Raw genomic sequence first — 20,393 nt, 5'->3', positions numbered from 1 at the left:
ACCGCCCGCGGCACGGTGGCCGCGGGCGCTCGGGAAACCGTGGTAAAGCGGTTTCACACTTTGCCGAGCATCCGATGTGTTCGCAGGTCCCGTCAAGACCTCGCGACCGGCGATATGCTTTTCGGGTGCCGAAAGCGAAAAGTGTCCGGCTGAGCGACGTCGCCGCCGTCGCGGGCGTCTCGCTGGCGACCGCCTCCAAGGCGCTGAACGGGAACCCGCGCATCTCGGCCGCGACCCGCGAACGCGTCCGCGCCGCGGCCGACCGCCTCGACTTCCGGCCGAACGCGCTGGCCCGGTCGTTCGCCTCCGGGCGCAGCGGCACCATCGGCGTCCTCACCCACCGCGCGAAGAACACGTTCGCGCGGCCGGTCGCGATGGGCGCCATCCTGCAACTCGGCGCCCAGAACCAGGCCGCCCTCGTGTACGACGGCGACGTCCAGGAGACCCGGGCGATGGCCGACAGCATCCGCGAGCTGCAGGCCCGGCGGATCGACGGTCTGCTGGTCATCGGCGACGGCCACGAGCACGCGTCGCCATCGCTCACGCACAACTTCGACGTACCGGTGACCTACATCTTCACCGCGTCCAGCGACCCCGGCGACGTGATGTACCTGCCGGACAATCGCGAGGCAGGGCGGATGGCGACGCAGCACCTGATCGACACCGGGAACACCCGGATCGCGCACCTCGGCGGCCCCGAGACCAGCATCGCGGCGCAGCGCCGGCGGGCGGGCATGCGGGATGCCCTCGCCGGCGCCGGCCTGCAACCCGCCGGCCCGGTCGTCAACAGCGACTGGACACGGGTGCGCGGCGCGGTGGCGATGGCCGAGCTGCTCGCGTCCGGCGCGGAGTTCGACGCTGTGTTCTGCGCCAACGACCACATCGCCCTCGGCGCGCTGGAGACCTGCGCCGCGGCCGGCCTCCGCATCCCCGACGACATCGCGCTGATCGGCGTCGACAACTGGGAGGGCACGGTCGTCGACCAGGACGGCTCCCGCCAGCTGACCTCGGTCGACCTCGAGCTGATGGAACTGGGCCGGCTCGGTGCGGCCAGCCTGACCACCGGCGAGCACACCGCCGGCGAGCACTTCAGCACGCCGACCCTCGCCGTCGGCCCCTCAAGCCGCTCCTGAAATCACCCTTCGGGTATTTCCACAACGCAGTACAAATCACCGTGAAAGCAGTTTCACAATAATCGCTTCCGCGATCCGTTCCCGGGCGGACCCGGCGCGGCCGTAACCTGCGCGTCTCGTGCGGTCATGCGGCTGAAACACACGCTTCCTACGTTGAGAGCCCACGTCAGGCCGGGCGAGGCGGTGAGCCGATGTACGAACACGTCGACCCGTTCATCGGGACCGGTGCGACCGAGCTGCCCACGCCCAAGGGCCTGGCCGGGACGTGGTGGTGGCCGAAGCCGCAGGTCGGCAACACCCACCCCGGCGCGACGTACCCCTTCGGAATGGTGTCGGCCTGCCCGTACTCCGGTGCCTACCCGACCGGCTACGGGTTGTACGACTTCAACACCGAGGGCGTGCCGGACCTGTTGTACGACCGCCCGGTCGCCTCCGGCTTCACCCACTTCCAGCAGTCCGGCACCGGAGCGATCCGCAAGTACTACAACTACTTCCGGGTGACTCCGATGCTCGGGCCACTCGACGATCTCGGCACCACCTGGGACCTGCTGGACGAAGTGGCCGAGCCCGGCTACTACTCGGCCACGCTGAGCTCGGGGGTGCGTTGCGAACTGACGGTCGGCCCCAAGTCGGCCGTCCACCGGTACACCTTTCCGGCGCATGACGCCGCCCGGATCGTCATCGACGCCTCGACCGGCGGTCTGGCCATCCCGCACAGCCGGACCGTGCCGCTGAAGGCGCATCTGGCGATGCTCGAGCCGGGCGTTGCCCAGGGGGAGATCCACGTCGAGGGCGTGCCGCTCGCCGTACACCTGGAAGTCGACGCTCCCGGCTGGCGGCAACTGCTGTGGTACGACCGGCGCCTGATGCCCGGCGGAACTCGCCTCGACTTCGACTACATCCGGCCGACCACGTTGCGGCCGTTCGGGCTGATGTTCATGGGTCCGTCGCGCGCCGAGCAGACTGTCGAAGTACGGCTGGGGTTCTCCCTGCGTGGGTGCGGCACGGCCCGCGACAACCTGCACCAGGACGTCGGACGCACCCAGGCCACCTTCGCCGGACGGCGCGACCGTACGGCGGCCACCTGGCGCGACCACCTCGGCAAGGTCGAGATCAAGGCCGAATCCGACGACCAGGCAACGATTTTCGGCACTGCGCTCTACCACTCGCTGGTCAAACCGTGCTTCGCGCCGGACGAGAGCCCGTCGTGGACGACCGAGGGCCCGTACGCGTTCGACATCTGCACGATGTGGGACATCTACCGCACTCAGCTGCCGCTGATGAACACGCTGTTCCCGCAGCGTTCGGTCGCCCTGGCCGGCGCGCTGCTGTCGATCTGCGAGCAGGAGGGCAACCTGCCGATCGGCTACCGGATGGCCAAGGGCGCCGACCGGTTCTCCCGGCAGGGCAGCGCGCTCGCGCACACCTTCCTGGCCGACCTGTGCCAACTGGATCTCCCGGGAATCGACTGGGACTGGGCCATGGTGCACCTCGAGATGGACCTGCGCCGCACGTACGGCGAGGACTACCTGGTGCACGGTGTGGCGCATCCGATCAGCCACACCCTCGACCTGGCGTACGCGTACCACTGCACCGCGGCGATCGCCCACAAGGTGCGCGACGGACAGCTGGTCCAGCAGATGCGCGACCTCGCGCGAGGCTGGCAGGCGGCGTACGACCCGGACACCGGCCTGCTGCGCGACTCGACGTTCTACGAAGGCGGCCGCTGGAACTACTCCTTCCGGCTGCTGCACGACATGCGCACCCGCATCGCGCTCGCCGGTGGCGACGCGGCGTTCGTGGGTCTCCTCGACCAGTTCTTCGGGTACGACGCCGTACCGGTCACCCAGCCGGGAGTGGCGCCCAGCGTGGCCGAGATGAACGCCGGGTACGACCTATGCCGGTTCGAGGGACTCAACAACGAACCGGACTACGAGGCGCCGTGGTCCTACCACTACGCCGGACGACCGGATCGAACCGCCGAGGTGGTGCATGCCGCGATCGCCAATCAGTTCGGCACCGGCCGCGGCGGGCTGCCTGGCAACGACGACTCCGGCGGGCTGTCCGCGTGGTACGTGTGGGCGACGCTCGGGATCTTCCCGGTGGCGGGGCAGAGCCTGTTCCTGCTGAGCGCGCCGGCCGTGGCGGAGTCCACGATCCAGCTGCCGGAGAGCTCGTTGTCCATCACCACCAGCGGATTCGAGCCGGTCGAGGCAGGCGGACCGGTGTCGTACGTCCAGTCCGTCGCAGTGGACGGCAAAACCGCCGAGCGCCCGTGGATCTCCGGGCGGGAGCTCCGGCACATCCGCAACCTGCACATCGAGCTCGGCCCGCGGCCCTCCAGCTGGGGCACGCGGATCAGACCACCATCCACATCCGATCCCACCGGAGGTGAAGCATGAGCAGTGCCGACGACACGCTCGCACCCACCCGTCGCCTGGTCATTGTCGTCCGTGCCGATCCGGTGATCTGCGGGCATTCCGGCGAGGCACGGTGCCTCGCCGAGGTGGCGCTCACGCGCGGGTTCGACGACGTCCGCATCGTGACCTGGCCGCTGGATGCGCTGGCGGCGGCCGGGTTGCCGATGAAACCACTCGATCGCGTGCTGCCGTACAGCCCCGGCATCACCGTGGAACGGCCCGATCCCGTGGGCGACTACCGGGTTCCGGACGGACGTCACCTGTCCGGTCTCATCGGGCGACTGGTCGAGCTGTTCAGTGACGGCGTACCGACGGTGGCGATGTCGCTGTACCTGAGTCCGCACGCGATCGCCGTACAGGAGGCCGTGCAGGTCGCGCGCCGCATCGGGCCCGCGCGGGTCGTCACGGTCGCCGAGGCAGTGGGCTCCGACATCACCAACGTGGTCCGCGAGTGCGTGAACACCGGGCGGTTCGGGGCGGCCGCGCACATCCTGTCGGTCTACCTGGCGGCCGACCACTGCGTGGCGGTATCGGAGTACACCAGGGACCTGATCGTGGCCTCGGCGGCGACCCTCGACGGCATGCACGGTACGACGTTCGCGCAGCGGTGCCGGGAGCGGATCGCCATCTCGTACCCGGCAGTCGACTCCTGGCCGTACCTGTCGCTCACCGAGAACCGGATCACCGGAACGCTTGCCCGGCGAGGCCTTTCGCGGGACGGGTACGTGCTGTTCCTGTCCCGGATCGCCTCGGCGAAAGGGGTCGACGACCTGATCGACGCGTACGCCGGGTCGCGGTCGGCCGAACGGGTCCAGCTCGTGCTGGCCGGGCGCGGACCGCACGAAGCCGAGGTGATGGCACGGGTGGCGGCAACGGGTCTGGGCGAGCGGGTGCGGGTGCTGACCGACGTGGACGACGCGGAGAAGCCGGCGCTGATGGCCGGGAGCGCGGCGTTCGTGCTGCCGACTCGCGAACAGCCGGAGTTCGTGGAGACGTTCGGGATCGCGCTGGTCGAGAAGGCGCTCGCCGGCGGTGGGCCGGTCATCACCTGCGCGACCGGCGGCGTACCCGAGGCGGTCGGTGACACGGCCCTGCTGGTGCCACAGCGCGATCCGGACACGCTGCGGACCGTGCTCGACGAGGTCGTGTGCGACTGGACGCCCGAGCAGCGAGCGGCGGCCGAGGTACGCGCGCGGGCGTACGCGTTGCGGTTCGATCGGGTCGCGGTGTTCGACCGCCTCTTCGCACTCACCGAGCCACCCGCCGTACCCGTCTGAGATCTGCCGAGCGGCGCGCCCGTGGGCGTACCGTGGTTGGCGTGGGGGGTGCGGATTCCGGGCCTGTTCGGGGGGAGCCGCGGTGGCCGAGTGTGACTGCCGTGGTGGTGGCGATGTTGCTGACGCTGATCCGGCCCAAGGACGTCCGGCTGTTTCCGCTGTGGGTGCTGCCCGTGGTCGAGACCGTGCTGCTGGCGGTCCTGATCGTGCGAGATCCGGGGCGGATCGACAAGCGGTCGTCGTTCTTGCGTGGGGTGTCGATCACGGTCACGGCGTTGCTCGTGCTGGACGCGCTCGCAGCGACCGTCCGGCTGATCGTGGCGCTGATCCACGGCGGGTCGATGACGAACTCACCGACCAAGCTGCTCGCCGCCGGCGCCGTCGTGTGGTTGTCGAACCTGCTCGCGTTCGCGCTGCTGTACTGGGAACTCGACGCCGGCGGCGCCGCCAACCGGGCCCACCGAATGCCGCAGTACCTCGACCTCGCCTTCACGCAGCAACTCAGTCCGGAGATCGCCCGGCCGAACTGGCGCCCGGGCTTCGGCGACTACCTCTACCTGGGGCTGACCACCTCCACCGCCTTCAGCCCCACCGATGTGATGCCGCTGGCCAAGTGGGCCAAGCTCGCCATGGGCGCCCAGTCGATGATCGCCCTGGCCGTCGTCGGCCTCGTGGTAGCCCGAGCCGTCAACGTCTTCACCTGAGCAACGCTGGACTCGTGGGTTGTTACGGTCGGGTGGTGATGGTGCGGCGGCGGGTCTTGCTGGGGGCTTTGGTTTCGGTGCCGATGGCGCCAATGGTGGCGGGGTGTGCGGAGACCGCTGATCGGGCCGCTCCGCGGTTGAAGGTGGAGAAGGTTTGGCAGGTGCCGCTGACCGTGCCGTACGAGGCGTTGGTGGGGCGGGCCCGGATTGTCGGGGACTCGGTGGTGGTGGTCGATGGGACCGGCACCGAGACAGGGCGGGTGATGTGTTTCGGGGCTGCCGACGGCAGCAAGAAGTGGGCGATCGACGGCAGCCGGGCGATGAGCGTCCCGGGAGTTGGCGAGGGATGGCTCTGTGTTGTCGGGCCGGCGTTCCTCGGGTACGTGTCGAAGCCGGTGCAGCGACCGACGGTGCGGGTGGCGCGAGATGTGCTTCCGGTTTCGTACGCGGGTGCCGTCAAGGGGGCGACGACCAGCGGGGTGGTCGGGGTTGATGTGCGGACCGGGGATCCGGTCTGGGGCTTCACCGCGATGCCGGTGGCGTCCACCGATCGCACGATGGTGACCGCGGTCGCGGAGTCCGTCGTACTGGCGACGGTCAGCGCGCCGTTCGGGCCGTTCTTTCCGGATCGCGCGCACCAGCCGACCACGGTCGCGGTCGACGCCGAGTCGGGGCAGGAGTTGTGGCGGGCGAAGGACGTCGTCGGGCTTTCGGGCGATGGCAACTCGGTCGTCGTCGCCAAGCGGACGACGACCGAGTGGTTCCCCGAGGTACGCGACGCGCGGACCGGCGAGGTGCGCTGGACCGGGGACGTTCGGCTGGTCGGGGCGATCGACCACGAGGGGACGGCCGCGGACCACGTCGTACTGAATCCAACAGACAAGGGCGTGGTACAGGTCGTACGGCTGTCGACCGGGAAGCAGCTCAAGCTCAAGACGGACGAGATTCCGATGGTCATGGCGTCCGATCCGCCGCTGCTGGTGTGGGACAGCGGGGGCTCATGGGTGGCCAAAGGGCCGAACGGATTCGTCACCCAGACCTTGCCCAATGGCTCACCGACGAAGGGCAAGCACCGGCATCACGGCGTCTGGTTCAGCGGGGCGTACGGCGTCGGGCCGTACCTGTGGGGCAGGACCAAGACGACCCTGGGAAGCAAGCCGGAGGACTCGGCCTTCGAGGGCCTGGTCGTCCTGGACCGGACCGGGGCCGAGTGCGCGCCGGCTCTGCGCGGAGGCTACGAGCTCGCGGACGTCTCCCGCGACTGGCTGGTCGTCAGCCAGAAGGGCTTCGCCCAGGTCCACCGCATCTCCCCAGCCTGAGGCCGTTCGGCGCGTGAGCTGGTTCACTTCTGTGGAGATACATAGCAAAGCTATGTATATTCGGAGGTGTGATTGCTACGGATCTGACCAAGCTCGGTGAGCAGCTGGTGGTCGCCTCGACCCGGTTGTCGCGGCTCGCCACCCGGAACGTGAACACGCTGCCGCACGCCGCGATGCGGGTGCTGGGGCGGCTCGACGAGCTCGGTCAGGCCCGGATCAGTGAGCTGGCCAAGGCCGACCGGTGCTCCCAGCCGACCATGTCCAACCTCGTGCAACGGCTCGAGGAGCAGGGCTGGGTACGGCGCAGCGCCGACCCCGCCGACTCCCGCGCCAGCCTGATCAGCCTCACCGACGCGGGTCTCGCGGAGCTGCGCAGCGCGCGCAGCCAGGCCGGCACCGCGCTCGCGGCCCACTTGGGCCAACTTCCCGCGCACGACCTCGCCACCCTGGAGGCCGCCGCCACCGTCATCCACAAACTCCTCACCCTCGAGCCATTGGAGGAAACGCCCCGGTGAGCAACTCGTCCTTCCTGAAGCAGCCCAAATCCGTGTGGGCGGTCGCGTTCGCCTGCGTGATCGCTTTCATGGGCATCGGCCTGGTGGACCCGATCCTCAAGCCGATCGCCGAACAACTGCACGCGAGCCCGTCCCAGGTCTCGCTGCTGTTCACCAGCTACATGGCGGTCATCGGGGTCGCGATGCTGATCACCGGCGCGGTCTCCAGCCGGATCGGCGCCAAGCGCACCCTGCTCATCGGCCTGGCCATCATCGTGGTCTTCAGCGCACTGGCCGGTCTCTCGAACAGCATCGGCATGATCGTCGCCTTTCGGGCCGGCTGGGGCCTCGGCAACGCGCTGTTCATCGCGACCGCCCTCGCGACGATCGTGAACTCGGCCGCCGGATCGGTCGCCGAGGCGATCATCCTCTACGAGGCCGCCCTCGGGGTGGGCATCGCGGCCGGCCCGCTGGTCGGCGGTGAGCTCGGCACGATCTCGTGGCGTGGCCCGTTCTTCGGCGTCGCCGTCCTGATGACGATCGCGCTCGCCGCAACCGCCTTCCTGCTCCCCGCGTCGCCTCCCGGGGCCCGTCGTACGTCGATCCTCGAGCCGCTGAAGGCACTCAAGCACCGGTCGCTCGCGACGGTCGCGGTCACCGCACTGCTGTACAACTTCGGGTTCTTCACGCTGCTCGCGTTCACCCCGTTCCCGCTGGCGATGTCGGCTCGGGAGATCGGGCTGATCTTCTTCGGCTGGGGTCTGTGCCTCGCGTTCACGTCGGTGTTCGTGGCTCCGCGGTTGCAGCGCCGGTTCGGCACGCTGCCGGTGGCGATGACGGTGCTGCTGCTGTTCGCCATCGACCTCGCGGTGATGGGTGTCTACGCGCACCACAAGCCGGTGCTCGCGATCGGTGTGGTCGTCGCCGGTCTGTTCCTGGGAATCAACAACACGCTGATCACCGAGGCCGTGATGGGCGCCGCCCCGGTCGAGCGCGGTACGGCGTCCGCGGCGTACTCCTTCGTCCGGTTCTCCGGGGGCGCGGTCGCGCCCTGGCTGGCGGGAAAGCTCGGCGAGGAGGTCAACATCCAGCTGCCGTTCTACGTCGGCGCCTTCGCGGTGCTGCTCGCGGTCGGCGCGCTGGCCACCGGCTGGAAGCCGCTGGCTCACCTGCGGGTCCCCGCCAACCACTCGGAGGTCGAGGCCGAGGCGCTCACCGTCGCCGACGCCTGACCGGCCTGCTTGGCCTGATTGGTCTAGCCGACCCGCCGGAGATCGATTTCTCCGGCGGGTCTTCGCGTTTAGGGTCGATGAGTATGACGACCTGGCCCACGCTGCGCACGTACACCGGCCGCCACCTCCGCCGGATCGCCCTGCCGCTCGGCGGCATCGGCACCGGAACCGTCAGCCTCGGCGGCCGCGGCAACCTCCGCGACTGGGAGATCGTGAACCGCCCGGCGAAAGGTTTCCGCCCGGGTACGGCGTTCTTCGCGGTCCGCACGGTGTCGCCTTCCGGCGCCGTGACCGCCCGGGCGGTGGAAGGCCCACTGGACCTCAGCGAATACGAAGGCGCCCACGGGAGTGGCGCGCAGAATCACGGTCTGCCGCGTTTCCGGGACGCGACGTTCGCCACGGCGTACCCGTTCGGGCGGCTCGAGTTGCGGGACGCCGATGTTCCGGTTTCCGTCGACCTCGAGGCGTTCAACCCGTTCGTTCCCACGGACGTGGCGGCAAGTTCCTGGCCGGTCGCCGTACTGCGCTTCGCGGTCACGAACCGCGGCTCGGAGGAGCTGACGGTTTCCGTCGCCGGCGCCCTCCAGAACTTCATCGGCCGCGATGGCACGACCGACGTCGCCGCCGGAAACTACAACACGCTCTCCGGCGGGGATCAGACAGCCGCACTGGGTGTGCTGCTGCGAAGTCGTGGTGTCGATCCCACCGCCGAGCAGTTCGGTTCCGTGGCACTCGCGGTCCTGGACGGACAGGATGTCTCCCGCCGGACCGGCTGGGCCGATCGCACCTGGGGCGACAGCCTGCTGGATTTCTGGGACGACTTCACCGCCGACGGCCGGCTCGACGAACGCACCAGCGACTCGCCCACCCCGGTTGCCTCCGTCGCAGACCGCCGTACCGTCGCACCGGGCGCGACCGAGCACTTCACGTTCCTGCTTTCCTGGCATTTTCCGAACCGCCGTGCCTGGGAGAAGCCGGAAACGGTCGGAAACCACTACACGACACTGTTCGCCGACGCTTGGGACGCACTGTCCGGGTTCGCGCCACAGCTCGCCGACCTGGAACGACGTACCGTTGCCTTCGTCAACGACTTCCTGGCCGGCGATCTGCCGGAGCAGGTCAAGGAAGCCGCGCTCTTCAACCTCAGCACGCTGCGCACGCAAACCGTTTTCCGCACCCCGGACGGACGGTTCTTCGGCTGGGAAGGGTGTTCCGACCACGAGGGCAGCTGTTTCGGAAACTGCACGCACGTGTGGAACTACGAGCAGGCCACGCCGTTCCTCTTCGGTGAGATCGCGCGCTCGCTCCGTGAGATCGAGTTCGGTCACGCGACCGACGAGAACGGATTGATGAGTTTCCGCGTCGGTCTCCCGCTGGAGACGAACGCCAGCGACTGGAAGGTCGCGGCCGCGGACGGGCAGCTCGGCTGTCTCGTGAAGCTGTACCGCGACTGGCGACTCAGCGGCGACGACGGCCTGCTGCGCGCACTCTGGCCCGCGGCCCGCCGCGCGCTCGAGTTCTGCTGGATCCCCGGCGGCTGGGACGCGGACCGTGACGGCGTCATGGAGGGCTGCCAGCACAACACCATGGACGTCGAGTACTACGGACCGAACCCGCAGATGCAGTCGTGGTACCTGGCCGCGCTACGGGCCTGCGAGGAGATGGCGACGTACCTCGGCGACGATCTCGCCGCCGAGTGCCGGAAGTTGTTCGAGCACGGCAGTGCGTGGATGGACGAGCAGTTGTTCAACGGGGAGTACTACCGGCACGAGATCCGGCCGCCGGCCGCGGCCGACGACGTGGCCGCCGGTCTGCGCGAGACGATGGGCGCCGCCGATCCGACCCATCCCGTCCTGCAACTCGGCGACGGCTGCCTGGTCGACCAACTGGTCGGGCAACACCTCGCGCGACTGACCCAACTCGGCACCCTGCTCGACGAAGACCGTGTGCGTACGACGCTGCGCAGCATCCTGAAGCACAACGGCCTGGCCGGTTTCACGGGGCACTTCAACCACATGCGCAGTTACGTGCTCGGCGACGACGAGTCCGCCGTACTCATGTGCAGCTATCCGCGCGGCAACCGCCCCGAACGCCCGTTCCCGTACTTCACCGAGGTGATGACCGGCTTCGAGCACATCCTCGCGGTCGGCCTGATCACCGAGGGCCTCGTCGACGAAGGCCTGGAGGTCATCACCAACATCCGCAACCGCTACGACGGCGAACGCCGAAACCCTTACGACGAAGCCGAATGCGGCCACCACTACGCCCGCGCGATGGCCAGCTGGGGCGCCGTCATCGCCCTCACCGGCTTCGACTACGACGCCCGCACCGGCACCCTCCGCTTCGCGCCGCGCCAAGCCGGCGCCCAAAACCTCTTCTGGTCCACCGGCGACGCCTTCGGCACCTTCAACACCACCACCCACGAACTAGCCATCCGCGAAGGCCGAGCCCGCATCCACGCCGTCGAACTCAACGGCCAACTCATCAGCCCACACTTCACCTGACCCACACATCCCGCCACCGGCCGGCGCGGCGGCCGGCAGTCGTCGGCGGCTCAAGACCATACCAAACGGTATGGTATGGTCCCAGGGTGGTGACACGGACGGAGTGGTTGGAGGCTGGGCTCGGGTTGCTGGCGGCCGAGGGGGCGCCGGGGGTGACCATCGAGCGGTTGACGGCTGAGCTCGGGGTCACGAAGGGCTCGTACTACCACCACTTCAAGAGCGCGAGCGGGTTCAAGACCGCGCTGCTCGAGCACTTCGAGGCGCAGTACACGACTCGCCTGATCGATGTCGTCGACGCCGACGGCGGGCGGCCGGGTGACAAGCTCCGGCACCTGCTGCGGCTGGTGCTGGCCGATCCCGACAACGCCGCACTGGAGATCGCCGTACGGGCGTGGGCTCTGCAGGATCCCGTCGTACGGGCGGCGCAGCAGCGGGTGGATGTGGCGCGGACGGAGTACCTGAAGAAGTTGTGCCGTGGGCTGGACGCGGGTCTGGATCCGGACCGGTTCGCGCAGTTGCTGTACCTGATTCTGATCGGCGCCGAGCAGGTGCTGCCGCCGATCGACCACGAGGGGCTGCGGGAGATCTACGACCTGACGCTCCGCCTCATCGACTAGAGGAGCGGCAATGCCGACCACCCTGCACGAGCTCGACGATCTGGTACCGATCATGGACGAGATCGACGTCAAGACAGCGCACGGCGAAGTGACGCTGCGGGAGTTCATCGCGGGCGCGCTGGGCCACAGTCCGCTGTGGGTCAAGGCCTTGTTCGCCGTCCGGATGGCTGTGGCGGCGGTACTGCGGCTCGAGACCACCGGCATCCCGGAAACGCGGAAACTGCGGCCGGAGACGGTGAGCTTCGTTCCGGGCGAGAAGAACGCGTTCTTCACCGTCCTGCGCGGCGAGGAGGATCACTACCTGGTGCTGAAGATTTCCGACAACCACCTCGACGGGTACCTGGCGTTCTTCACCGACAACGAACGCCCCGCGACCTTCAAAGTCGTGACCCTGATCCAGTTCCTGCGCCCCGCCGGACGGTTCTACTACAACCTGATCAGGCCCTTCCACCACGTGATCCTGCTCAGTATGTGCCGAGCCGGCGAGACGTGGCGCGATAGGCGGTGAGCCCGGCCGCGAGCCCCACGATCACCAGGGCCGCACCGAAGACCGACCCGAGCAGCCGCCACGGAATCGCCAACGCCGCCAGGCCGTACGGGCCTGCGGCGATCCCGGCCAGCGCCGCGCCGGCGACACACGCGCCGAGCAGTACGCCGACCACCACGACCGTCCCGGACTCCACCAACGCGACCGCCACCACCTGACCGCGGGTCAACCCGGCCATCCGCGCCACGGTGAACTCGCGCCGCCGATCAGCCGTCGACATCACCACCGCGTTGACGACCGCGACCGCGGTGAAGATTCCGGCCAGGCCCATCAGCGCGGCGAACAGCCCCGAGTTGCTGCGCTGCTGTACCTCGCCGCGCGCCGCCGCCCACTCCGCGACCGGCTGCCCGTCCATCGTCGCGCCCGGCGCCAGCTTCACCAGTGTCTCGGTCCGCCCGCCGGCCGGCAGCAGGCGCCGCGGAATGAAGAAGTTCTCGCTGACGTCAAGTGTTTCCGGCATGATCGCCACGACGCGCACGGCGATCTTTCTGTTTCCGAGCGCCACCTCGAGCGTCGACCCGAGCTTGTACCCCTCGGCCGCCATCCCCGGCCCGACAGCGATCGTCCGGCCGGTCAGACGATCCAGCGACCCTTTCCGCGGCCGCACCTTGTGCGTTCGAAGGTACGCCGCCGGATCGATCCCGATCGCCTCGGAGTACACCGTTTTCCTGCCGCTCGTGACGGCGATCGGAACGGCGGTCTGCACCGAAGCGGCAGCGATGTCCGGACCCGGCGCGACCGCGTGGCCGACCACCACGTCCGCCGTGATCAAGCGTTCCTGCTCGACCCCGACCGCTTTCGCCAGCGAACCGAACGTTCCCCACAACCCGATGACGAGTCCGACGAGCACGATCAGCGGCGCCGCGGTCGCCGCGCTCCGCCGTACCGCGTGCAGGACGCCCGCCCGCGCGAGGTCCGCGATCAAGTTGCCTCGGACAACGAGTGCGGGAAGACGGCCGGCCAGCGGTACGACGACCGGACTCAACTGGCTCAACGCCATCGAACCACTGATCATCACGACGAGACCGATCATCAACCCCGCCACGAGATCCCGTGCCGCCTGTGCCGCGATCACCAGTACGACCGTGCAGAACGCGGCCGACAGCCCCCAGAACCAGCGCCATCGCGTCATCACCCGCCGCGTCGCGCGCCCCTCGACGACTGCCTCCAGCGCGTTCACCCGCGACGCCCGCCAGGCCGCTGCGAGGACGCCGGCCAACGCCGTACCTACGCCGATCAGCATCGCCGCCCAGACCGCGCCCCGGTCCCACGGCGCGTCGAACCAGCTCGGCAACAGTCCCAACTGGATGAACAACCACGACTGCGCCCAGGTCGCGAGCGCACCGAGCGGCAGGCCGATCACGCTGCCGACCACGCCGAGGAGACCTGCCTCGGTCACGACCATGAGGCAGAGATAGCCGCGCTGCGCGCCCACCAGTCGCAACAGTCCGAACTCCTGGCGTCGCTGCACGGTCATGAACCCGAACGTCGTGCTGACGATGAACACGCTCAGAAACATGGCGAGCATGACCGACATCCCGAGCAGCGTCGCCGCGCCGACGTACCCCTCCCGGACCCTGGCGCGGTCGTACGCCGACAGCCCGGCAGGCAGCACCGGTCGGTCGGTGGCGGCCAGCATCTGCAGACCGGACTGCACCAGCCCAACTCCGAGCGCGACAGCGACCACGGCGCCGGCGAACAACTGCCACCTGGTCCGCAGCGCCCCGACAGACAACCTCAGCATGTGCTCAGCCAACCGGCTGCGGGCGCGGCTGACTCTGGCCCCGGCACCCGGCCGTAGGTAGCTCGCGCGCTACCTGAGCACCTCGAGCAACGCGGCGACGTCTCCACGATCCACCTCGCGCGCACCGATCAGCGCCTGCACCAGCAACCCGTCCAGCGCTGCAACGAGCAGCCGTGCCTTCACCGGATCGCCGGCGACGGTCCGCGCGATTTCCGTCAACGGCTCCAGCCACGCCCTGGCTGTTCCCCGCAGTTCCGGCCGCCGTGCCGCGTACAGGTACAGCTCGTACAGCGCCAGCGTCCGCCCACGCCGCCGTACGACGCTGTGCTCGATCAGCCGGGCCAGCTCGTCGGCAGGACGCGCGCCGAGCTCACTCCCCCGGCCGTGCAGCTCGACGGCGAGATCCTCCGCGGCGGACCGCAACGCGGAAACCAGCAGATCGTCCAGTGTCGGAAAGTGATAGGTGATCGACGCCACGGAAACGTCGGCCTGCGCGGCCACCGCACGATGGCTGACACCTGCGACTCCGTCGCGTTCGATCACGGCCAGCGTCGCCGCGAGCAACTCGCTCCGGCGCTGCTCACCGCGCACCCGGCGGCCGTCGACACCCCGGCTGACCTGCACGAACAGCAAACTATCAGGACGTCTGTACGGATTGATTTTGGTCCCCGGAATCGCGAGATCGACCGGTTTCGGCGGCTTAGGCTCGGATTCCGTGGCCCCTTCGGAAAACGCAGCAGGAACCAGCACCCCGAGTACGGCGATGCGTCGCGCACTGAAGCGCGCAGCCGACGGCAAGACCCTCGACGTGGCGGAAGCGGAGGTGCTGCTCGGTGCGCGCGGTGACGCGCTGACCGCCCTGATGGCGACCGCGGCCCGCGTCCGCGACCAGGGCCTGGCCGACGCCGGCCGGCCGGGCGTGATCACGTACTCGAAGAAGGTCTTCATCCCGCTCACCCGGTTGTGCCGCGACCGCTGCCACTACTGCACGTTCGCGACCACGCCTGGCCGGGTGCACGCGCCGTACCTCTCGCCGGACGAGGTGCTGGAGATCGCCCGCCAAGGGGCGGCACTCGGCTGCAAGGAAGCGCTGTTCACGCTGGGCGACGCGCCCGAGGAGCGGTGGGACGCGGCGCGGACCTGGTTGGAGGAGGCCGGGTACGACAGCACGCTCGACTACGTCCGGGCGATGGCGATCCGGGTCCTCGAGGAGACCGGCCTGCTGCCGCACCTGAACCCCGGCGTCATGTCCTGGCAGGACCTGCAGCGGCTGAAGCCGGTCGCGCCGAGCATGGGGATGATGCTCGAGACCACGTCGCGGCGGCTGTTCGAGGAGAAGGGCCAGCCGCACTTCGGGTCGCCGGACAAGGACCCGGCGGTGCGCCTGCGGGTGCTGGAGGACGCCGGCCGGTCGAACGTTCCGTTCACGACCGGACTGCTGATCGGCATCGGGGAAACGCTGACGGAACGTTCCGACTCGATCTTCGCGTTGCGGAAAATCGCCCGCCAGTACAACGGCATCCAGGAAGTGATCATCCAGGGTTTCCGCGTGAAGCCGGACACGGCGATGCGCAACGACGCCGACGTTCCGCTGGAGGAGTGGCTGGCCGCGATCGCCGTCACCCGGATCGTGCTCGGGCCGCGGGTGCGCGTCCAGGCGCCGCCGAACCTGGTCGACCTCGCCGAGTGCCGCGCCCTCCTCGAGGCGGGGATCGACGACTTCGGCGGCGTCTCGCCACTGACTCCCGACCACGTGAACCCGGAACGCCCGTGGCCCCAGATCGACGACCTCGCGAAGGTCACCGCCGATGCCGGATTCGTCCTGCGCGAGCGTCTGACCACGCACCCGGAGTACTTGCGGGAGCCGTGGCTCGACCCGCGGCTGATCTCCCACGTGGAGGCGCTGGTCGACCCGGAGACCGGCCTGGCCGACGAGGACGCCAAGCCGGTCGGACTGCCGTGGCAGGAGCCGGACGGCGGCTGGGACAGCGTGGGGCGGACCGACCTGCACACGGCGATCGACGCCGAGGGCCGTCGGACCGAGACTCGCTCGGACTTCGACGCGGCGTACGGCGACTGGGACGTGCTGCGCGAGGACGTCGCCGCGCGGCGCGCCGCCGAGGCGGCGGACGCAAAGGCTGGCGGGAACGCGGACGCAGAGGCGGGCACGGTTCCGGGCGGTTCCGGCGCGGGGGCGCCGGAGCGGATCTCCGCCGAGGTCAAGGCCGCGCTGGCCGCTGCGGAGCGGGATCCGGCCGGCCTGTCGGACGCCCAGGCGCTCACGCTGATGACCGTGACCGGGCCGGCCCTCGACGAGCTGGCGCTGATCGCCGACAACTTGCGTAAGGCAACGGTCGGCGACGACGTCACGTACGTCGTGAACCGGAACATCAACTTCACCAACGTCTGTTACACCGGCTGCCGGTTCTGCGCGTTCGCGCAGCGCCGGACCGACGCCGACGCCTACTCGCTGTCGATGGACGAGGTCGGTCAGCGCGCCGAGGAGGCCTGGGTGATCGGCGCGACCGAGGTCTGCATGCAGGGCGGGATCCACCCCGACCTCCCAGGGACGGCGTACGCAGACCTGGTCCGCGCGGTGAAGGACCGGGTTCCCCAGATGCACGTCCACGCGTACTCGCCGATGGAGATCGTGAACGGCTCGGTCCGCACCGGCCTGTCGATCGAGGAGTTCCTGATCTCGGTCAAGGAGGCCGGCCTGGACAGCATCCCGGGCACCGCGGCGGAGATCCTCGACGACGACGTGCGCTGGATCCTCACCAAGGGAAAGTTGCCTACGGCAAGCTGGATCGAGGTGATCAGCACCGCACACAAGGTCGGTCTGCCCTCCAGTTCGACGATGATGTACGGCCACGTGGACGCACCGCACCACTGGGTCCAGCACCTGCGCACGATCGCCGCGGTCCAGGACCGGACCGGTGGGTTCACCGAGTTCGTGCTGCTCCCGTTCATCCACCAGAACTCGCCGATCTATCTCGCCGGCGTCGCGCGACCAGGTCCGACGTACGACGAGAACCGTGCGGTGCACGCGATGGCGCGGATCATGTTGCACGGGCGGATCGACAACATCCAGTGCTCGTGGGTGAAGCTCGGTGTCGACGGCTGCGTCGCGGTCCTGAACGGTGGCGTGAACGACATCGGCGGCACGCTGATGGAGGAGACGATCAGCCGGATGGCCGGCTCCAAGCACGGCAGCCGCAAGTCGATCGCCGAGCTCACCGCGATGGCGGACGCCGCGGGCCGCCCGGCCCGCCAGCGCACCACGACGTACGGCGAGGTCCCCAGCCGTCCGTCCCTCGAGCTGGCCTGAGCGGCACCGACCAAAGGTTGTTGAGGATCGGACTATTTCCGCCGTCGGGTACTTGTTGCAGCAGGCAACGTCTCTACGGAAAGTGAAGGAACTTTTACTCAGCGTTGCCTACTTCAAAGGCAATGCAAATGTTTGATCCCGGGAGTTCCCGGCCAGTAGGCCTGCGTGACAACGTTCAGTTGTCGGCGGCGGACGGGTCGCCGGCACTGGGTCCAGGTGGTTCCAGGGATTCCCGTCCGCGACCGGACTGTACCTCCCCTGCCGGCCGCGGAAAGAGACTCGGGCCACCCTCCTTCGGGCCATGCCCTCTCGGGGCAACAGCAGGACGCCGGCCGTGTCGGTGGGGTGTTGGTCGCCAGTGAGGTGGCGACCAACGCCCGGCACGGTCGGCGTTTCTCTTGGAGGCTTCCTCGCTGTACTGGTGCTGCTGGGGACCAGTACAGCGAGGAAGCTCCGTTTGTGGCGGGGCTCTCGCCGCTCGTAACGGGCTAGTACGGGTAGGTGTCGTCGCGGCGGGTCGGGTCCAGGTCCCAGAGGGAGAACTGGACGACCTTGTGGGACTCCTCGCCGCCGCCCGGGATCAGCCCGAACGACTCGTAATCCTTCGAGCCCAGCCCGTCGAGGTAGCACAGCAGCTCGAACGCGGACCGCGCGTCCTCGATGTCGTCGACCACTTCGTCGTTCTGGGCCTCGTCCGCCCGGCTCCGCACGTACCGCACGAAGGCCTCCGGGTCGGTCACCACGTAGTCGTACCGCGCCTGGTAGCTGAGCCGGACCCCGTTCTCCGGCAGCGGCTGCTCCTCGAGCTCCTCGAGGTCGTCCAGGCCACTGCCCTCGACGATCTCCCGGTAGTCCGCGGGATCGTCGAAGTCGTCCGGCCCGAGGGGCAGGTCGTCCAGTTCGTCGGGGTCGTAGGAGTCGATCCCGAGGAAGATGTCACCCCACCCCCGTTCGTGGACGGCGTCCGCGAGCGCCCGGGCCTGGACCCGGACGTTCTCGATCGCGCCGGTGGCCCGCAAGTCGTGCAGGTCCAGAGCGTCGGCCTGCTCCAGCAACACCCGGGCAAGTTCACGGGCGGCCTCGGCGGCCGACGCGGGTTCGATCGGCTCACTCATGCTGCGACGGTACAACCATCGGCACCTCCACTGCCGCGCCCGGTACGCCGAACGCGTCGACGAGGTCCAGCGCCGCCGGCCGGACGGTCGCGCACAGCTCGTTGACCAGCGCCGTGATCGCCTTCGAGCGACCCGGCGACAGCCGCCCGTGTTCGAGGTACCACGCGCGTTCGGACTCGATCGTCACCAGCGCGTGCAGGTCGTACACGTCCTGCAACAACGGCCGGATTTCGGCCGGGGCGTTCCGCACAGCGGACTGGAACGCCTCCAGGACGACCCGGTCGACATGCGCCCGCCCGGCCGCGATCACGTGATCCTGGCACCGGTTGAACACCTCGAACGGCTCGTCGCCCGCATCGATGCCGGCCTTCAACCGCCGCGCCACCCCGGACAGCATGTGCTCCTCCCGGAACCGCAGCAGCCCCGAGTCGTAGTCGTCGTCCCGCAGCCCCGCATCCGGATCCGCCGCCTCACTCCGATTCGGTACGGCGTCGCGCAGCCGCTCGATCAACGGCCGCAGGGCCGCCTTCTCGACCGCGATCTCCACTGCCTGCGCCGTGACGAACCGCGCCGTTCCGAGAGGGTCCAGCTTGCCGAAGGACTCCCGGTAGTCCGTCAACAGACCCTTCGCGACGAGTTGCAGGAGGACCGTGTTGTCGCCCTCGAAGGTGGTGAAGACGTCGGTGTCGGCCTTCAGGGTCGCCAGCCGGTTCTCCGCCAGGTAACCGGCGCCGCCGCACGCCTCGCGGCAGGTCTGGATCGTCTCGGTCGCGTGCCACGTGCCGAGCGCCTTCGTCCCGGCGGCCTGCGCCTCCAGGGCGCGGCGGTCGTGTTCGTCACGGTCGTCGGTGAACACGCGGGCGAACTCGTCGACCAACTCGGCCTGCGCGAAATGCAGTGCGTAGGTCCGGGCGAGCAACGGCAGCAGTCGTCGCTGATGCATCCGGTAGTCGAGCAGCAGTGCCTCGTCGGCACTCCCCGGAGCGCCGAACTGGCGTCGCTGAGCGGCGTACCTGATCGCGATCGTCAGGGCGACCTTGCTGGCGTTGATCGCCGCCCCGCCGACCGAGACGCGACCCTGGACCAGGGTCCCGAGCATGGTGAAGAAGCGGCGGTCCGGGTTCTCGATCGGGCTGATGTAGTTGCCTTCAGCATCGACCTGCGCGTAGCGGTCGAGCAGCGCCGCCCGCGGCACCCGGACCTGGTCGAACACGATGCGCCCGTTGTCGACACCGTTGAGCCCGAGCTTCGGACCACAGTCGGACAGCGTCACACCGGGCAGCGCCGCACCGTCGTCGTCGCGGATCGGCACCAGCAGACAGTGCACGCCATGGGTCTCCCCACGGACGACCAGTTGCGCGAACACGGCCGCCATCCGCCCGTGGCGCGCCGCGTTGCCGATGTAGTCCTTCCGCGCCGCCGGCGTCGGCGTGTGGACGACGAACTCCTCCGTCTCCTCGTCGTACGTCGCCGTGGTACCGAGGGCCTGCACGTTCGACCCGTGGCCGGTCTCGGTCATCGCGAAACACCCGAGCAGCCGCCCACTGATCGCGTCCGCGAGATACCGCTCGTGGTGCTGCTCGGTCCCGAGATGCAGGATCGCGCCGGCGAACAGACCGAACTGCACGCCCGCCTTGACCATCAGCGACAGGTCACCGAAGGCGAGTGTCTCGAACCCCGCGATGAACCCACCGAGGTCTGCCGCGCCGCCGTACTCCTTCGGATACCCACGGGCGGGCAGCCCGTCGGCCGCCGACTCCAGCAGCAGCTCGAGGACCTTGTCCCGATACTCGTCCCGAGGCAGCCGCACCGCCAGGTCGGCCATCTCGGCGTGCGCGGCCAGCTCGGCCCGCACGATGTCCCGGGCCGCCTTGTGCGGCCCGTCCAGGTAGTCCCGCATCCCCGATGTGCTCATACCTTTAACTTACGAGGATTCGCGGACACTTTCCGTCACTACTT

General features: G+C 69.1%; 15 protein-coding genes. 11 read left to right on the top strand and 4 right to left on the bottom strand.

Annotated elements, in window-relative coordinates; translation table 11 throughout:
* Positions 1 to 125: 125 nt before the first annotated feature.
* The 10 genes from ACFYRH_RS08605 to ACFYRH_RS08560 all read left to right on the top strand — a co-directional run bounded on the left by ACFYRH_RS08605 (position 126) and on the right by ACFYRH_RS08560 (position 12,208).
* The gene (locus tag ACFYRH_RS08605; protein ID WP_387770226.1) at positions 126 to 1,133 is read left to right on the top strand and encodes a LacI family DNA-binding transcriptional regulator; all 1,008 of its coding nucleotides are present in this window, start codon (positions 126 to 128) and stop codon (positions 1,131 to 1,133) included.
* 191 nt (positions 1,134 to 1,324) lie between these two features.
* Positions 1,325 to 3,535, top strand: a complete 2,211-nt coding sequence (locus ACFYRH_RS08600) for a glycoside hydrolase domain-containing protein (protein ID WP_387770223.1) — start codon at positions 1,325 to 1,327, stop codon at positions 3,533 to 3,535.
* On the top strand, positions 3,532 to 4,830 hold the full coding sequence (locus ACFYRH_RS08595; RefSeq protein WP_387770220.1) for a glycosyltransferase: 1,299 nt from the start codon (positions 3,532 to 3,534) through the stop codon (positions 4,828 to 4,830). The genes ACFYRH_RS08600 and ACFYRH_RS08595 overlap by 4 nt, the downstream gene beginning before the upstream one ends.
* A gap of 92 nt (positions 4,831 to 4,922) precedes the next feature.
* Entirely contained in the window at positions 4,923 to 5,534 is a 612-nt protein-coding gene (locus ACFYRH_RS08590) for a hypothetical protein (protein WP_387770217.1), read from the top strand.
* 161 nt (positions 5,535 to 5,695) lie between these two features.
* Entirely contained in the window at positions 5,696 to 6,853 is a 1,158-nt protein-coding gene (locus tag ACFYRH_RS08585) for a hypothetical protein (protein WP_387770214.1), read from the top strand.
* A gap of 68 nt (positions 6,854 to 6,921) precedes the next feature.
* Positions 6,922 to 7,368, top strand: a complete 447-nt coding sequence (locus tag ACFYRH_RS08580; RefSeq protein WP_387770211.1) for a MarR family winged helix-turn-helix transcriptional regulator — start codon at positions 6,922 to 6,924, stop codon at positions 7,366 to 7,368.
* Positions 7,365 to 8,579 (top strand): MFS transporter, encoded by a 1,215-nt coding sequence (locus tag ACFYRH_RS08575; protein WP_387770208.1) that lies wholly within the window; start codon positions 7,365 to 7,367, stop codon positions 8,577 to 8,579. The genes ACFYRH_RS08580 and ACFYRH_RS08575 overlap by 4 nt, the downstream gene beginning before the upstream one ends.
* Before the next feature lie 83 nt (positions 8,580 to 8,662).
* Entirely contained in the window at positions 8,663 to 11,083 is a 2,421-nt protein-coding gene (locus ACFYRH_RS08570; protein ID WP_387770205.1) for a GH116 family glycosyl-hydrolase, read from the top strand.
* An 86-nt stretch (positions 11,084 to 11,169) separates the two neighbouring features.
* Positions 11,170 to 11,700, top strand: a complete 531-nt coding sequence (locus ACFYRH_RS08565) for a TetR/AcrR family transcriptional regulator (protein WP_387770203.1) — start codon at positions 11,170 to 11,172, stop codon at positions 11,698 to 11,700.
* A gap of 10 nt (positions 11,701 to 11,710) precedes the next feature.
* Complete coding sequence (locus ACFYRH_RS08560; RefSeq protein WP_387770201.1) at positions 11,711 to 12,208, top strand: DUF2867 domain-containing protein; 498 nt, start codon at positions 11,711 to 11,713, stop codon at positions 12,206 to 12,208.
* Here ACFYRH_RS08560 and ACFYRH_RS08555 read toward each other — a convergent pair.
* Entirely contained in the window at positions 12,165 to 13,991 is a 1,827-nt protein-coding gene (locus ACFYRH_RS08555) for an FtsX-like permease family protein (RefSeq protein WP_387770200.1), read from the bottom strand. The two genes, ACFYRH_RS08560 and ACFYRH_RS08555, sit on opposite strands and share 44 nt — an antisense overlap.
* A gap of 69 nt (positions 13,992 to 14,060) precedes the next feature.
* Positions 14,061 to 14,615, bottom strand: coding sequence for a TetR/AcrR family transcriptional regulator (locus ACFYRH_RS08550; protein WP_387770197.1), 555 nt, complete (start codon positions 14,613 to 14,615; stop codon positions 14,061 to 14,063).
* A 139-nt stretch (positions 14,616 to 14,754) separates the two neighbouring features.
* Here ACFYRH_RS08550 and ACFYRH_RS08545 point away from each other — a divergent pair, with 139 nt between their 5' ends.
* Positions 14,755 to 17,319 (top strand): bifunctional FO biosynthesis protein CofGH, encoded by a 2,565-nt coding sequence (locus tag ACFYRH_RS08545; protein ID WP_387771747.1) that lies wholly within the window; start codon positions 14,755 to 14,757, stop codon positions 17,317 to 17,319.
* Between the two features lie 488 nt (positions 17,320 to 17,807).
* On the opposite strand, the gene ACFYRH_RS08540 is transcribed toward ACFYRH_RS08545, so the two are convergent.
* Together ACFYRH_RS08540 and ACFYRH_RS08535 are read right to left on the bottom strand one after the other, a co-directional pair.
* Entirely contained in the window at positions 17,808 to 18,434 is a 627-nt protein-coding gene (locus tag ACFYRH_RS08540) for a hypothetical protein (protein ID WP_387770195.1), read from the bottom strand.
* Positions 18,427 to 20,349, bottom strand: a complete 1,923-nt coding sequence (locus ACFYRH_RS08535; RefSeq protein ID WP_387770193.1) for an acyl-CoA dehydrogenase — start codon at positions 20,347 to 20,349, stop codon at positions 18,427 to 18,429. The genes ACFYRH_RS08540 and ACFYRH_RS08535 overlap by 8 nt, the downstream gene beginning before the upstream one ends.
* Positions 20,350 to 20,393: the final 44 nt, after the last annotated feature.

It is taken from the genome of Kribbella sp. NPDC004875, from assembly GCF_042873375.1.
Lineage (GTDB): Bacteria > Actinomycetota > Actinomycetes > Propionibacteriales > Kribbellaceae > Kribbella.
Note: the sequence above shows the minus strand (reverse complement) of the source record. Positions and strands in the feature narration are given on the sequence as shown.